The 14,705-nt window shown below is 71.1% G+C and carries 13 protein-coding genes; 12 read left to right on the top strand and 1 reads right to left on the bottom strand.

Translation table 11 applies throughout. The features are described 5' to 3' along the window. Window positions 1-2: 2 nt before the first annotated feature. From ACWD26_RS19385 to ACWD26_RS19330, 12 genes are all read left to right on the top strand, one after another. The gene (locus tag ACWD26_RS19385) at window positions 3-890 is read left to right on the top strand and encodes a branched-chain amino acid ABC transporter permease (protein ID WP_451271578.1); all 888 of its coding nucleotides are present in this window, start codon (window positions 3-5) and stop codon (window positions 888-890) included. After that, window positions 874-1,938, top strand: a complete 1,065-nt coding sequence (locus tag ACWD26_RS19380) for a branched-chain amino acid ABC transporter permease (RefSeq protein WP_451271576.1) — start codon at window positions 874-876, stop codon at window positions 1,936-1,938. The genes ACWD26_RS19385 and ACWD26_RS19380 overlap by 17 nt, the downstream gene beginning before the upstream one ends. Further along, window positions 1,919-2,680 carry an ABC transporter ATP-binding protein gene (locus ACWD26_RS19375; RefSeq protein WP_451271574.1) on the top strand — a complete coding sequence of 254 codons (762 nt, stop codon included), beginning with the start codon at window positions 1,919-1,921 and terminating at the stop codon, window positions 2,678-2,680. Before ACWD26_RS19380 ends, ACWD26_RS19375 begins: the two co-directional genes overlap by 20 nt. Continuing rightward, window positions 2,673-3,431: an ABC transporter ATP-binding protein gene (locus tag ACWD26_RS19370; RefSeq protein WP_451271572.1), complete on the top strand. Its 759-nt coding sequence runs from the start codon at window positions 2,673-2,675 to the stop codon at window positions 3,429-3,431. The genes ACWD26_RS19375 and ACWD26_RS19370 overlap by 8 nt, the downstream gene beginning before the upstream one ends. 48 nt (window positions 3,432-3,479) lie before the next feature. Then, entirely contained in the window at window positions 3,480-4,493 is a 1,014-nt protein-coding gene (locus tag ACWD26_RS19365; protein WP_451271570.1) for a LamG-like jellyroll fold domain-containing protein, read from the top strand. Between the two features lie 31 nt (window positions 4,494-4,524). After that, window positions 4,525-6,621 (top strand): PQQ-dependent sugar dehydrogenase, encoded by a 2,097-nt coding sequence (locus ACWD26_RS19360; protein WP_451271569.1) that lies wholly within the window; start codon window positions 4,525-4,527, stop codon window positions 6,619-6,621. Window positions 6,622-6,692: 71 nt separating this feature from the next. Next, complete coding sequence (locus ACWD26_RS19355) at window positions 6,693-7,268, top strand: hypothetical protein (protein WP_451271567.1); 576 nt, start codon at window positions 6,693-6,695, stop codon at window positions 7,266-7,268. A gap of 119 nt (window positions 7,269-7,387) precedes the next feature. Then, the gene (locus ACWD26_RS19350) at window positions 7,388-8,881 is read left to right on the top strand and encodes a Y4yA family PLP-dependent enzyme (RefSeq protein ID WP_451271565.1); all 1,494 of its coding nucleotides are present in this window, start codon (window positions 7,388-7,390) and stop codon (window positions 8,879-8,881) included. After that, on the top strand, window positions 8,878-10,221 hold the full coding sequence (locus ACWD26_RS19345; protein WP_451271563.1) for a pyridoxal-phosphate dependent enzyme: 1,344 nt from the start codon (window positions 8,878-8,880) through the stop codon (window positions 10,219-10,221). Before ACWD26_RS19350 ends, ACWD26_RS19345 begins: the two co-directional genes overlap by 4 nt. 4 nt (window positions 10,222-10,225) lie before the next feature. Further along, the gene (locus ACWD26_RS19340; protein ID WP_451271561.1) at window positions 10,226-11,425 is read left to right on the top strand and encodes an aminotransferase class V-fold PLP-dependent enzyme; all 1,200 of its coding nucleotides are present in this window, start codon (window positions 10,226-10,228) and stop codon (window positions 11,423-11,425) included. Window positions 11,426-11,508: 83 nt separating this feature from the next. Next, window positions 11,509-12,276 (top strand): class I SAM-dependent methyltransferase, encoded by a 768-nt coding sequence (locus ACWD26_RS19335; protein WP_451271559.1) that lies wholly within the window; start codon window positions 11,509-11,511, stop codon window positions 12,274-12,276. A 56-nt stretch (window positions 12,277-12,332) separates the two neighbouring features. Continuing rightward, entirely contained in the window at window positions 12,333-12,818 is a 486-nt protein-coding gene (locus ACWD26_RS19330; RefSeq protein ID WP_451271557.1) for a Fur family transcriptional regulator, read from the top strand. Between the two features lie 87 nt (window positions 12,819-12,905). Here the strand turns inward: ACWD26_RS19330 and ACWD26_RS19325 are convergent, their stop codons facing one another. Beyond that, window positions 12,906-14,690 carry an ABC transporter ATP-binding protein gene (locus tag ACWD26_RS19325; RefSeq protein WP_451271879.1) on the bottom strand — a complete coding sequence of 595 codons (1,785 nt, stop codon included), beginning with the start codon at window positions 14,688-14,690 and terminating at the stop codon, window positions 12,906-12,908. Window positions 14,691-14,705 lie beyond the last annotated feature (15 nt).

Raw genomic sequence — 14,705 nt, 5'->3', positions numbered from 1 at the left:
GCATGCCCTCCGCGAGCCTCGTCTTCCAGAGCGTCGTCCTCGGCGTGCTGCTGGGTGGGCTGTACGCCCTCCTGGCGGCGGGCCTCACCCTCTACTTCGGCGTGATGCGCGTCGTGATGATCGCCCACTCCGCGTTCCTGATCCTCGCCGCCTACCTCGCCTGGTTCGCGCACCGGGAGACCGGTGTCGACCCTCTCCTCACCCTGATCGTCACCGTGCCCCTGTTCTTCGCCGCGGGCGTCGCCATGCAACGGCTGCTCCTGACCCGGCTCCGTCCGGCGACGCTCACGATGATGTCGGTGCTGCTCACCTTCTCGGTGGCGCTGGTCATCGAGGGGCTGCTCGGGTACGCGTTCAGCGGCACCCAGCGCCGTATCCGGCTCGGTTACAGCTCCGCGAGCATCGAGTTCTTCGGGGCCCGGATCGCGGTGGTCAAGCTGATCGCCTTCGGTCTGGCCGCACTCGCCCTGCTCGGCCTCTACGTCCTCATGAAACACAGCAGGTTCGGGCAGGCGCTGCGCGCCACCATCCAGCACCGCGACGCCGCCCGGCTGCTCGGCATCGACACGGACCGGATCGCCGGATACGGGTTCGGTCTCGGCCTCGCCACGGCGGCCGTCGGCGGCACGGCGCTCGCCCTCGACACCACCATCTACCCCTCGCTGCACTGGCACTGGATCGGCCCGCTGATGGCCATCATCGTCGTCGGCGGACTCGGCAGTGTGCCGGGCGCCGCCATCGCCGCCATGGCGCTGGGCATCCTGCAGAGCCTGCTGCAACTGGAACTCTCCACCACCTGGGCGCAGACCGTCTTCTACGTCGCGCTCTTCGCCACGCTGGCCGTCAGGCCACAGGGATTCTTCGGGGGGCGGCTTGCGCAGAGGTTCTGACCTCAGGTTCGTCCATCTCGGCGCCCTGCTGGTGGTGGCGGCCGTGGCGCTCACCTTCCCGTCCATGGCCCCGAGCCCCTACGAGATCACCGTGGGCATCGCCATCCTCAACTACGCGGTCCTCTCCACCTCCTGGAACTTCGTCGGCGGCTTCACGGGCTACATCTCCCTCGGACACGGGGCGTTCGCCGGACTCGGGGCCTACGGGGCCGGACTGCTGGTCGCCAAGGGCGAACTCCCGCCCTTCGCCGCGCTCTTCGTCGCGGCGGCGATGGTGGCGGCGCTCGCCGTGCCGGTCGGCTACGCCGCCCTGCGGGTACGCGGCGCCTCCTTCGTCATCGTCTCCATCGCCCTCGTCCTCATCCTGCTGCTGGTCTTCCAGAGCTGGGCCTCCCTCACCGGCGGCTCCCGGGGGCTGGTCGTACCGCGGCCCTTCCCCGGCATGTTGCGTGCCGAGCACCACCGGACCTTCTACTTCCTCTTCCTGGCCCTGCTCGCGCTGGCCCTGCTGGTGTGGTGGGTCGTCGACCGTTCACGGTTCGGCATGGGGCTGAAGGCGATCCGCGAGGACGAGGACAAGGCCCAGGCACTCGGCACCCCCACCTTCACGTACAAGCTGGTGGTCTTCGTCGTCTCCGCCGCCTTCACCGCGCTGGCCGGCGGGTTGTACGCCCTGTGGTTCGGCGACCTCGACCCGGTCTTCCAGTTCTCCATCCTCAGCGGGGCGTACATGGTGCTGATGGCGCTGCTCGGTGGCGTACGCCAGTTGTACGGGCCGCTGCTGGGAGCGTTGATCGTCGGATACGCCCTGGAGTACTCCAAGGTCGAGTTCGGGGACACACCTTTGCACCTGGTCGTGGCGGGGCTGCTCCTCGGCGTCGTCGTGACGTTCATGCCGGACGGGGTCATCCCGGCCGCCGGCGCCCTGCTCGGCCGGTTCCACGGGACCGGCGACACCTCCATACGGGAAGTCACCGCGGCGGAACTGCGGGAGCGGCGCGAGGAGCACGACACGACGGAGGTGAGCAGTGAGCGAAGCAGCACCTGAGAGCGAGCCCGAGCCGAGTCTCGCGACCACCGGGCTCACCAGGACCTTCGGTGGAGTCACCGCGCTCGACTCCGCCACCGTGACCTTCCACCACGGCAAGGTCAACGCCCTGATCGGGCCCAACGGTTCGGGAAAGACGACCTTCTTCAACTGTGTCACCGGGATGATCCGCCCGGACGCCGGCCGCGTCACCTACCGCGGGCGCGACCTCACCGGACGGCCCCCGCACCGGATCGCCCGCGCCGGCATCGGGCGCTCCTTCCAACTCTGCCGCGTCTTCCCGCGGATGACCGTGCTGGACAACCTCCTCGCCGCCGTCCGGCCGCGCGGTCTGGCCGGGCAGCTCGCCCGTTCGGACGGGCGGGCGGAGACCGAGCGAGCCCGGGGCTGGCTGAACCGTATGGGCATCGACCATCTGGAGCGGGCGGAGGCCCGCCGGCTGTCCTGGGGGCAGCAGAAGTTGCTGGAACTCGCCGGCGTGCTGATGAGCGAGCCCGAGCTGATCCTGCTGGACGAGCCCGCGGGCGGGGTCAACCCGTCGCTCATCGACCGCATCTGCGACCTGGTACGCGAACTCAACGCCGAGGGGCGGACGTTCCTGATCGTCGAGCACAACATGGACATGGTCATGAGCCTCAGTGACCACGTCGTCGTGTTCGACCGCGGTCGGCCGATCGCACAGGGCCCACCCTCGGTGATCCAGTCCGACGAACGAGTCCTCGGGGCATACCTTGGTGTCTGAATCCCCCTCTCGACCCGACTCCGCGTTCCTCCTCGAACTCGACGACATCCGCGCCGGATACGGCCGGGCGGCGCTGGTCCTGCGCGGGCTGACGGTCCGGGTGCCCGCCGGAGCGATCGTCTGCCTGGTCGGACCCAACGGCGCGGGCAAGTCCACCGTCCTGAAGGTCGCCAGCGGACTGCTGGCCCCCCGCTCGGGCCGGATCCTCGTCGACGGCGAGGACGTCACCGGCCACGGACCGCAGCGGCTGCTGGCCGCCGGGGTCGCCCATGTCCTCCAAGGACACAGCGTGTTCAGGGAGATGACGGTCGCCGAGAACGTCCTGCTCGGCGGCTACACCCTGCGGGACAAGGCCCTCGTCGCCGAGCGGGTCGACTTCGTTCGGACCCTCTTCCCGGTCGTGGGGCAACGGTGGACGAGCCTGGCCGGGCTGCTGTCCGGCGGCCAGCAGAAGCAGGTGGAGTTCGCGCGTTCGCTGATGGTCAAACCCCGGGTGGTCCTCCTCGACGAGCCGTCGATGGGCCTCGACCCCAAGACGACCGGTGTGGTCTTCGAGCAGATCGTGCGGATGCGGGACGCGGGAACCGCCGTCCTGCTGGTCGAACAGAACGCGCGGCGCGCTCTGGAGGCCGCCGACACCGGCTGCGTCCTCGACCTCGGCCGTGTCCATGTCGCGGGCCCCGCACGGGAGTTGCTGGCCGACCCCCAGCTCGGCGAGCTCTATCTGGGAGGCCGTCCCGCACGCCGATGACCCGGATCCGCTCATGACACACCTCGCAAAGGAGCGAGTGGAATGTTCATGCGACGCAGACGGCACACGGTCGCGGCCTTCGCCGCCCTCCTGACGACCCTGACCACGCTGACCACTGTCACCGGCCTGGCAGCGGCACCCGGCGAAGCCACCACTCCCACCGGCCTGGCAGCCGCGTCCGGCGAAGCCGGAGCCGGGGGCCGTCCCGGAGCCGCACACCCCGCCCTGCGTCCCCACCTGGCGGCGTACTACGACTTCGAGCACCCGGTACGCGGCAACCCGGCGCGGGAGCGTGACCTGGGCTTCTCCCGTACCGACATCGACCTGGTCGGCGGCGGGGCACGCATGCGCACGGAGGACGGAGCGCACCGGGGCAGCCGGACCTCGCTCCAGGTGCGGCAGGTCACGCCGGACGTGAAGGGCAACGACGACTGGAAGGCAGGCGTGTACGGGCCTTCCGGCGTTCCGACGCTCAGGGCGTTCAACGCGGTCGAGTCGATGACCGTGATGGGCTGGTTCAAGATGACCGGCCCGAACCCGGCTCTCAACAGCAACACGGCCGCCCCGGAAGACCGTTACGGCGCCGTGGGCCTGGCCGGGGTGCTGTCCGGGGACTCCGACGGCCACGCCGTGCGGGGCCTGTTGGAGATCATCGAGGTGAACGGCGAACTGCGGCTGGTCGCCCTCGGCCGGCGCCTGGACGGGTCGGGTTCGCAGACCTTCGCCGCCTCGCGGGACTGGCGGACCCTGCTGCCGGTCGATGAGTGGGTCTTCCTCGCCGCCACCTTCGACTTCGGCACGGGAGCGATGGCGCTGTACCGCAACGGGCAGCGGCTGGACGGCTTCTACACCGTTCCCGGCGATCCCTGGAACCTCTCGGGGCCGGGTCCGCACCGCGCCTCGCCCACCGACCCCCGGGGCATCAAGATCGGCGGCAGCTTCCCGCAGCACACCGCCGAACGCAATCCCTGCGACTGCCGCATGGACAGCCTGATGTTCCTGGACAGCGCGGTGAGCGGCGACCGGATACGGGCCCAGTACCGACTGGTGGCCCCCCGCTGACGACCCACGTCGACAAAGGAGTGACCCTCACATGGCCGCATCTCCCGGGGCCAGACCCCGCGCCCGCTCGCTGATCCCCCTGGTCGTCCTCGCGCTGTTACTGTCGGCCCTCGTCGCCCTCCCCGGCACGGCGCTCGCGAAAACGGCCTCCGGGCCCCTCACCGACCCCATCCCCGAGCGGCCCGCCCCCTCCGGGATCGGGCTGACCGTCGAGGAGTACGCCGCCTTCCCGAAGACCGATCCACCGCCCGGCCCGGTCACCGATCCCCGGCTGATGCGGCACGCCCGCATCAACTACCTCAGCGAACTGCCCGACCGCTCCGGCCGCAAGGCCGTGCCCGACCTCAACGGCAGGCTCTACCTGGTCAAGGACGGCGGCAGCCCCCAGGTCTACCTCGACATCGCCGCCACCTTCTCCCCCGCGTTCTTCGCCAGCCGGGGCCTGGGCCAGGGCTTCGGGTTCGTCACCTTCGACCCCGGCTTCCAGCGCAACGGCCGCTTCTACACCGTGCACACCGAACTGGCCTCCGCCACCACCGCCGTACCCGACTACCGGCAGCAGGCGGCCACCACCTACCACGGCATCGTCACCGAATGGACCGCCGACGATCCCTCGGCCGACACCTTCCGGGGCACCCGCCGCGAAATCCTCCGCATCGGCTTCGCGGGCACGATCCACGGCATCCAGCAGATCGACTTCAACCCGACGGCCCGGCCCCAGGACCGCGACCGCGGACTGCTCTACCTCGCCGTCGGCGACGGCGGCCAGGGCGTCAGGAACAGCGAGCCGCAGGACCTCTCCCTGCCGCACGGCAAGATCCTGCGCATCGACCCGCGTGGCACGAACAGCGCCAACGGTAAGTACGGGATCCCGGCGGGCAACCCGTTCACGGGCACGCCCGGCGCGCTCGGCGAGATCTACGCGTACGGCCTGCGCGACCCGCACCGCTTCAGCTGGGACCCGGCGGGACGCCACCGCATGTACGTCGGCAACATCGGCCAGCACGCCGTCGAGTCGGTCTACGAGGTGCGCGCGGGCGACAACTTCGGCTGGAGTGAGCGCGAAGGCCCGTTCGTCTTCGACCAGAAGGCCACCGACCCGTGCGACCAGATCCTCCCCCTCCCCGAGGACGACGAGAAGTACGGCTACACCTACCCGGTCGCCGCCTACGACCACGACCCGCCCGCCGGCTGGAACTGCACCTCCGACGTCGGCCGTGCCGTTGTCGGCGGCTTCGTCTACCGCGGCCGTGACCTGCCCGAACTACGCGGCAAGTACGTCTTCGGGGACATCGTCGACGGGCGTCTGCTGTTCGCCGACACCAAGGACATGCGGCGCGGCGGCAGGGAACTGGCCCGGCTGTACGACCTGATGCTGTACGACGCGAGCGGCAAGCGCGTCACCCTGCGGGACCTGGCCGGGAACGCCCGGGTGGACCTGCACTTCGGGCGGGACGCGGACGGCGAGCTGTATCTGCTGTCGAAGGCCAACGGGAAGATCTGGAAGGTCACCGGCACCCGGACGTTCGCCGCGTGCGACACCGACGGCTCCCGGCTCACCCACGTCATGGCCGGCCGGAACTGGGCTCCCGTCACACCGTCCAAGTGGCGGTTCCCGGGCCGCGAGGCCGTCCTCGCCGAGGCCGGGGTCCAGCGGCCCGGCCCGCGCCGTCCCTTCGAGTACGCCGTGCTGACGGCGGGCCCGGAGCACGGCGACGTACGGATCGACGCCGAGGTGCGCATCGACACCCCCGTCGAGATCACCAACCGGGACGTGATCATCGTCTTCGACCACCAGTCGGACACGAGGTTCTCCTACGTCCACCTGTCCCAGGACAACACGATCTACCCGCACAACGGCATCTTCGTCGTCGACGACGCCGACCGGGTGCGGATCGACGACCAGTGGAACGGGACTACGGGCGCTCCGCCGGCCGTCACCGACACCGCCTGGCACAAGGTGCGGATGGTGCGCTGCGCGAGCACGGGCGAGATCGCGGTCCATGTCGACGGCTCGAAACGGCCGCTGATGACCGCCGTCGACACCACCCTCACCTCCGGCAGGGTGGGCTTCGGGTCGTTCGACAACACCGGACGGCTTCGTGACCTGAAGGTCTCCTCTCCTTGATCGTGCGTCGGGGGTGCGGGCGGCTCCGCGCCCCCGACGGGGTTGTCAGTACTCGTTCGTAGGATCTCGGCATGCCTGATGCCTTCACCATCCTGTGGACCCATGACACGTGCCGTGCCCTGCGCAAGGCAGGGCGCGTGGGCGAGCGGCCGACGGTCGCCTTCAGCGGCGTCCATTCCTCTCTGCCGGCCTGGTCGGGTGCCCGTGCCGGGGACGAGGTGTACGCACTGCACGTGAACCGGGGCGAGGTGTTGCTGGTGAGCCGGATGCGCCTGATCGACAAGGAGCGGAGCGACTGCTGCGGCACCGCCCCCGCGACCTGGCAGGACCCGGCCTTCCCCGGGCACAGCGACTGGTCGGCGCTCGGCGCCGACGGCTGCGGCGCCGAGGCGGTGCACGTGGACGCCACGCCCGTGCGCTTCGACGTGCCGGTACCCGGCGCCCTCCTGGAACACCTGACCTGGCGCAATCGCCGAGGACAAACCCGTGGCCTGAGATACGTGGTGGACGGACGCCTGCAGCGCGCGGTCAGCCTCCAGGGGTTCTACCGCCTGACGCCCGAGTCCGCCGGCGATCTGGCGGAGGTCCTCAGGGACGGCACAGAAACCGCACGCGCGGTCAAACCCGGGACTCCTTCAAGAGCTTAAAGGCGCATACAGGGGGAAATGATGATCCCCGAACGGTTGTCTGAGTGGCTGCCGGCGCTCGACGGTGTCGCTCGACCGCCGGGGGCTGCAGCCGCCCGTGCACGGAAAGGGGGCCTGCCGTGCGTGCGCCCTTGTATCTGCAGCCGCGGCTGGAGCCACCGCTCGACTCGCTGCTGGAAGCCGCGTCCTTCCTCCACTCCCTCACCGACTCCCTCGGCTCACCGCTCAATGTGCTGCTGCCCGACCGAATCGTGGAGAACGTCGCGGGGTTCCGCGACGTCTACCGCAAGCACCACCTCACCGGCAGGGTGTACTTCGCGCACAAGGCGAACCAGGCGTACACGCCGGCGCGGCGGCTGACGGCGACCGACCCGGCCGCGGTCGGCATCGACGTCGCCTCGCTGGGAGAGCTGCGACACGCCCTGGAGTGCGGATTCACCCCCGACCGGATCATGGCCACCGGCCCCAAGGACCGCGAGTTCCTGTGGCTGGCCGCCCGCACCGGCACGTGCGTGAACATCGACTCCCCGGCCGAACTCGACCAACTGGCCGGGCTGGTACGGGCATACGACCTGCCCCGGGCAGACGTGCTGCTGCGGCTGTCCGCGTTCGAAGCCTCCGCGTCCGCCTCCTCGGGCACGCGGGTGCTCTTCCGGCGCAGCCGCTTCGGCTCGCCCGTACGTGAGGTGGACCGCCTGCTCGACGCGGTCGAACGGTACCGGGACGCGGTCCGGTTGACGGGGGTCTCCTACCACCTGGACACCACCGGGGTCGCGGAGAAGGCCGTCGCGCTGGAGAGTTGCGTCACGGTCATGGACGAGTGCCGCGCCCGGGGAATGGATCCGCGGGTCATCGACATCGGCGGCGGTTTCGGAGTCGGTTACGTCGCCGACGCCGGTCAGTGGGAGCGCTACACCACCGAGCTGGCCGAGGCCGTTCTCGGCACCCGTCCCGCGCTGACCTGGCGCGGCCACGGCTACGGGCTGCGGAACGAGGGCGGCACACTGCGCGGGGCGCAGGCGCTCTACCCGGCCCACCGTCCCACCGCGGGGCCCGGATACCTCGACGAGTTGCTGTCCCACCCCGCCCCCACCTCGGGCCGCCCGCTGGCCACCCTGCTCCTGGAGCACCTCTACGACCTCGTGTGCGAACCGGGCCGGGCTCTCGTCGACCAGTGCGGACTGACGCTGGCACGGGTGCTCGACGTACGTCGGGCCGGCGCCGACTCGGACGACCTCTTGGTGCGCCTCGGTATGAACGCCGGTGACGTGAGCCTGGAGGAGCACGGTGTGCTCGTCGACCCGGTGCTCCTCCCCCGCCCCGGAGCGCGACAGGACGCCGACGACGAGCCGGTGGGGGTGTTTCTGGCCGGAAATCTGTGTCTGGAGGCCGATCTGATCACGCGCCGCAAAGTCTTCCTGCCCCGGATGCCGCGTCCCGGCGATCTGTTGGCCTTCGCCAACACGGCCGGATACGCGATGGACTTCCACGCCCACCGTGCGCAGCGGCAGCCGGTCGCCCGCACGGTCGCCGTCACAGGGGACGGGGACTCCTGGCACTGGTGCCTGGACGAGGAGTACTGGCCGATCACGCGAGGGGGACCGGCTTCATGAGGTACGACAGCATCACGGACGCCATCGGCAACACGCCGCTGGTGCGCATCGATCCGGCCGTGCACGGCCTGCGCCACATCGACCTGTACGCGAAGCTGGAGATGCTCAACCCCTTCGGCTCGGTCAAGGACCGGGCCGCGTGGAACATGGCCCGCCCCGGTCTCGCCTCGGCGGCCGAGCGCGGCGCGACGGTCGTGGAGCTGTCGAGCGGCAACACGGCGAAGGCGCTCGCCCTGCTCGCGGGGATGCACGGGCTGCGCTTCAAGAGCGTCACCAACCGGATGCGGGTCCCGGAGATCAAGGAGCTTCTCCTGCTGCTGGGTGCGGAGATCGAGGAGCTGCCGGGGCAGAGCGAGTGCCTCGACCCGACCGCCACGGACGACCCGTTGACCCGCTTCCACCAGGCGCTCGCCGAGGACGGGGGCGCGTATCTGCACACCGACCAGTACTTCAACCCACTCAACACCGAGGCCCATGCGACGGGCACCGGGCCGGAGATCGTCAAGGACCTCGACGGGCGGGCTCCGGACTGGTTCATCGCCTGCGTGGGCACGGCCGGCTCCTCCACCGGGGTCGTCCGGGCGCTGCGCGAACAGGACTCCGGGGTACGGGTGGTGGGGCTGGTCGCCCACAAGTCGGACTTCATCCCCGGCATCCGCACCATCGACGAGGTGCACCAGGTGGGCCTGTTCGACCCGGCGACCTACGACACCATCGAGTCGGTGACCGCCGACGAGGCCATCGACGGGATGCTGACACTGATCCGTCGCTGCGGCCTGCTGGCCGGCCCCACGGGCGGCGCCGCCTATCACGGCGCCGTACGCCATCTCCGTACGGTGGACATGGACCTGGCACGAGCGGGGACGGCGGAGCGGCGAACGGCGGTCTTCATCGTCTGCGACCGTGCCGAGAGCTACCTCAGTTACGTACGGCAGCGCCGGCCCGAGCTTCTGGGCCGGCCGCCCCGGAAGAACTCTGCGGCGGCCCTCTCCGACGCCGAGGTACGAGCGGAGGCCACGGTCGTCGACACGGCGGAGGCACGGCGGTGGATCGAGGACGGCCAGCCGCGGCCTCTCGTGGTCGACCTGCGCGGTCCCCACGCGTACGCCGCGCTGCACATCGACGGCTCGGTCAATATCGTCGACGAGCTGTTCGACGAACTCGTGCGGGGCGGCCTGCCGTTCAGCAAACGGCAGCCGGTGCTGCTGGCCTGTCCGGTCGGCGAGAAGTCGGCTCGTTATGCCGCGCTGCTGACCCGCATGGGCCATCCCGACGTGCGCAGTCTGTCCGGTGGGATCGTCGCGTGGCGTGACGCCGGCGCCCCGCTGGTGAGGGACTGACCCCATGACCGACCCCGATCTGATGGAACTGGCCGACTGGCAGCGGGAGTTGCGGGCGCAGTTCCCCATCCTCACCGCGCACCCGGACGTGACCTACCTGGACAGCGCCGCCACCTCACAGAAGCCACGCGCCGTACTCGACGCCGTACAGACGTATCTGACGACGACGAACGCCAACGCCGGGCGGGGCAGTTACCCGTGGGCCAACCACACGACGGCACTGGTGGAACGGACACGGCGGCGCGTCAAGGAGTTCCTGGACGATCCCGAACCGGAGCGCTCGGGCGTCCACTTCACCAGCGGCACCACCGAAGGACTCCGGAGCATCGCCCGCGACTGGCTCCCCGGCCATCTCTCGGACGGCGACGAGATCCTCGCCCCCTTCGCCGACCACCGGGCGAACCTGGAACCCTGGCTGGAGACCCGGCGGCTGCTGGCGGAGCAGGGCGTCACCGTGCACCTGCGGGAGCTGCCCTACCAGCAGTCGTCCGGCGACTACGACCACCGGGCGCTGGCCCGGGTCGTCGGCCCGCGCACCCGCTTCGTCGCCGCCACACACGTCCACCACGTCTACGGCGGCGACATGAACGTGCACCGTATCCGCGAGGCCGTCGGACCGGACGTGCCGATCTGTCTCGACGCCGCCCAGAGCGTCGGCCATCTCCCGGTGTCCGTGCACCGGCTCGACGTGGACTTCGTCGTCTTCTCCGGACACAAGGCGTTGGCCCTGCCCGGCTCCGGCGCGGTCTGGGCCCGCAACGCACCCGGACGCGGTGGGGAGTTCCGGCCCGGCGGCTGGAACGGCACCCCGAACACCGTGGGCATCGCCTCCCTGGAGGCCGCGCTCGACTGGCTGGACGCGGCGGGCACCGAGCGGATCGCGCGCTGGACGACCGCCCTGGGCGCCCGGCTCACCGAGGGACTCCGCCGTCTGGACCCTTACGAGGTCCTGGGCTGCCAGACCAGCCTGCGCGCCGACTCGGCCGTGCAGCGGCGCCTCGGCATCGTCACCTTCCGGCACCGCGAGATCCCGTCGGACGACCTGGGGTTCATCCTGTACAGCCACGGCTTCATGGTGCGGGCGGACAACCTGTGCCAGGCGGGGACGGACAAGCGGGACGGCTCGGTACGGATCAGCCTCCACGTCTACAACACCGCGCAGGAGATCGACCGCCTCCTGGCCGTGCTGGCGGCCCTGGAATAGGCCAAGCGAATGGAAACCGTTTCCAATAGCGGGTAGGTTCTGAGCCTACCCGGTATGGAGAGACGGAAGAGGCGACGCGAGGCATGGGCGTAAGCATGGGGACGGCCAAGCGGTGGGTGGAGCGCTGGGAGCTGCAGCAGCAGCACTACGCCATCGCCCGCGAGGAGCGGTTCACGGTCATCGCCGACGTCGTCGAACACGTCGTCGCCCACCAGGACCGACCGTTGGTCCTCGACCTCGGCTGCGGCCCGGGATCGCTGGCTTCCAGGCTCACCCAGCGGCTGCCGGACGCGGAGATCGTCGCCGTGGACATGGACCCGGTCCTCCTGGAGCTCGGCCGGGCTCATCACGCGGACGCGGCCCGTTATGTGGACGCCGTGATCGGGGACGGCGGATGGACCGACACCCTCGGCCTGGACCGCCCCCTGGACGCGGTCGTCTCGACAACGGCCCTCCACTACCTGCCGGAGCGGACCCTGCGGCGGACCTACCGTCGGCTGGAGAGCCTGCTGCGGCCGGGGGGCGTCCTCGTCAACGGCGACCACTTCGCCCCCGACGACCGACGTTGCTCGGAGCTCACCGCCCATGTGGGGCGACGACGAGCCGAACGGTCACGCACACACGACCACGAGAACTGGGCCGCCTGGTGGAGTGCGGCCGCCCAGGATCCGGAACTGACCGACCTGTTCGCCGAACGCGAGAAGCGGCAGGCCGCGCTCGCCCACCACGGAACCGACAACGACCTGACACTCGCCCGCCACGTCGACCTCCTGGGGCTAGCGGGCTTCCGCCACATCACCCCGGTCTGGCAGTTCGGCGACAGCCACGTCCTGGTCGCGCTCAAGGGCTGACCGGCCGGTCGGAGAGGACGTCATCGGCCATGCGGCACAACGCTGGGGGAATCGATGTGAACCAGCCGACAGCCCGGCAGCGGGCGACCTGGCAGCGCTCGGCCGTTGTCGAAGCCCTCGCGAAGTGCCATGACTTCGTGTCCGCGCAGGACCTGCACACACTCATCGTCGATGACGGCACGCCCATCGGGCTGACGACCGTGTACCGCGCGCTGCGGGACCTGGAGGCCGCGGGGAGCGTGGATGTCCTCCAAGCGAGCGCCGGAGGACGCTTGTTCCGGCCGCGGGCGGCCGACGGGCACCGCCACTACCTGATCTGCCGCAGTTGCGGCCACAGCCGGGCAGTGGACTCCCAGGCCGTCGAGGAGTGGGCCGACCGCGTCAGCGCCGACACCGGGTTCGCCGCGGTGGAGCACACCGTCGAACTCACCGGCGTCTGCTCCGGCTGCCGGACCAGCCCGGACACCGGAGAAGAGCCGGAGAGACCGTCGGAGCCTGGCCGGGAGACCACAGCCCGGCGAGCCCGCGACAGCACGAGCTGAAGACGATCGTACGCAGCCGCCGCGCCTCCACGAGCACACGCCCGTCGGCGGACACGTCAAGAGAACCCCCCATGCCGACAAGGAGTTTCAGGGTGGCGTGAGGGTCAGGACGCGGTTGAGCGCGCCGCCGGGGCGGGCGGTCAGATCGGCCCAGGTGCCCTCCTCCGCGATGCGGCCGGATTCCAGCACGGCGATACGGTCCGCGCGGCGGATGGTCGCGGGGCGGTGTGCGATGACGATGGTCGTGCGGTCGCCCTGGGCCAGCACGGCGGCGAGCCGGGCGTCGCCGCCGTTGTCGAGATGGGCGGTGGTCTCGTCCAGCACGAGGAGCCTGGGCTGTGCGAGCAGGGCGCGGGCGAGGGCGATACGGGCGCGCTGGCCGCCGGAGAGAGTGGAACCACGCTCCCCGACGAGGGAGTCCATGGGGGCGATCTCGTCGACGCCGCACAGCCGGGCGGTTTCGGCCAGGAGGTCGTCGTCCGCGTCCGGTGCGGCGAGGCGCAGGTTCTCGGTGAGAGTGCCATGGAAGAGGGGGGTGTCCTGACCCACGACGGCGACGGCACGGCGCAGTTCGGCGTCCGCCACGTCGCGGAGGTCGATGGGGTCGCCGTCGCGGGGCAGCAGGTGGACAGCTCCCTCGGACGGGTCCCAGAAGCGGGCCAGCAGGTGGGCGCAGGTCGACTTGCCGGCCCCGGAGACGCCGACCAGGGCGAGGGTCTGCCCCGCGGGAACCGTCAGCTCGACCGCGTCCAGCACGGGCCGTCCCCCGTAGTCGAAGCTCACCTGCCGCAGGCGGACGCCCAGCGGGCCCGAGGGGAGCGGGTGGGGTGAGGCGGGTTGCGGGGCGAGAGAGGGGGCTTTCACGGCCGCGCCGACGCGGGCGGCGGCGGCGCGCAGACCGACGGCCTGGCTGAGGGCCCTGGCCGACTCGGCGACCGGCCCGAGCACCGACAACGCCAGCGCCATCGCCGCCGGTGCCCACGCGCCGTGCAGCCGCCCGGAGGTCACGGACTGCGCGGCCGCGGCCACCACTCCGAGGACCGCGAGCACGATGAGCAGATCGCGGACGGCAGCTGCCATGGCCTCCCAGGTCGCCTCGGCCCGCTGCGCCTCACCCACCCGCCGGCCCTGCTCTGCGAGACGGCGCCGGCGCTCGGCCAGCCCTCCGAAGGCGAGCAGTTCCCGCAGCCCGTCGACGGTCTCCACGGTGTCGGCCGAGAGCTTCGCGGTCGCCGCCCTGGTTCGCGCCCCGCGCGTGGCGCGTCCGCGCGCGTCGGCGAAGGGAGCCACGGCGAGCAGGGCGGCGACCGGCAGCACCGCCGCGAGCAGCCACGGCTCGACGGTGGCCAGCACCGCGGTCCCGCCGGTGAACACCACGCCCGAGGCCAGGAGTTGGGCGGTGGTGTGGGCGTAGAAGAACTCCAGCGCCTCCACGTCGGCCATCGCGGTGGCGGCCAGGTCCCCGCTGCGCCTGCCGGCCACGCGGGCGGGCGCGCTGCGGGCGAGCCCGTCGAAGACCCGCACGCGCAGCTCGGCCAGCACCCGGTAGGCCAGGTCGTGCGAGAGGTCCATCTCGCGCCAGGTCATCAGGGCGCGTACGAGGACGAGGGCGACCAGGGTGGTGACCGTGCCGGCCGAGGGGGCGCGGTTCTCGATGACGGCGGTTCCCACGCTGTGCGCGGCCAGCGTCAGCAGCGCCACCAGAGAGCCCTGTTCGACGAGGGCGGCAGCACAGGTGCGGGCCATCATGACGCGGTGCCCTGCGAGGGCGGGCAACAGGGCGCGCAGTGAGCCCCGCGGGGGCACGGGTGCGTCGGTGGTGCCACCCTGCGTCACGCCGGTGTCAGGGTCAGTGGTACCGCCTGGCGTCACGCCGGTGTCAGGGTC

The sequence above is a fragment of the Streptomyces sp. NPDC002787 genome (assembly GCF_053592095.1).
The sequence above is the reverse complement of the archived record's forward strand: the minus strand, read 5'-3'. Positions and strand labels throughout refer to the sequence as shown.

Bases quoted from the DNA above. Each gene is read 5' to 3' on its own strand.
- ACWD26_RS19385 (WP_451271578.1), top strand. From the start codon at position 3: ATGCCCTCCGCGAGCCTCGTCTTCCAGAGCGTCGTCCTCGGCGTGCTG.
- ACWD26_RS19365 (WP_451271570.1), top strand. From the start codon at position 3,480: ATGCGACGCAGACGGCACACGGTCGCGGCCTTCGCCGCCCTCCTGACG.
- ACWD26_RS19360 (WP_451271569.1), top strand. From the start codon at position 4,525: ATGGCCGCATCTCCCGGGGCCAGACCCCGCGCCCGCTCGCTGATCCCC.
- ACWD26_RS19355 (WP_451271567.1), top strand. From the start codon at position 6,693: ATGCCTGATGCCTTCACCATCCTGTGGACCCATGACACGTGCCGTGCC.
- ACWD26_RS19345 (WP_451271563.1), top strand. From the start codon at position 8,878: ATGAGGTACGACAGCATCACGGACGCCATCGGCAACACGCCGCTGGTG.
- ACWD26_RS19340 (WP_451271561.1), top strand. From the start codon at position 10,226: ATGACCGACCCCGATCTGATGGAACTGGCCGACTGGCAGCGGGAGTTG.
- ACWD26_RS19335 (WP_451271559.1), top strand. From the start codon at position 11,509: ATGGGCGTAAGCATGGGGACGGCCAAGCGGTGGGTGGAGCGCTGGGAG.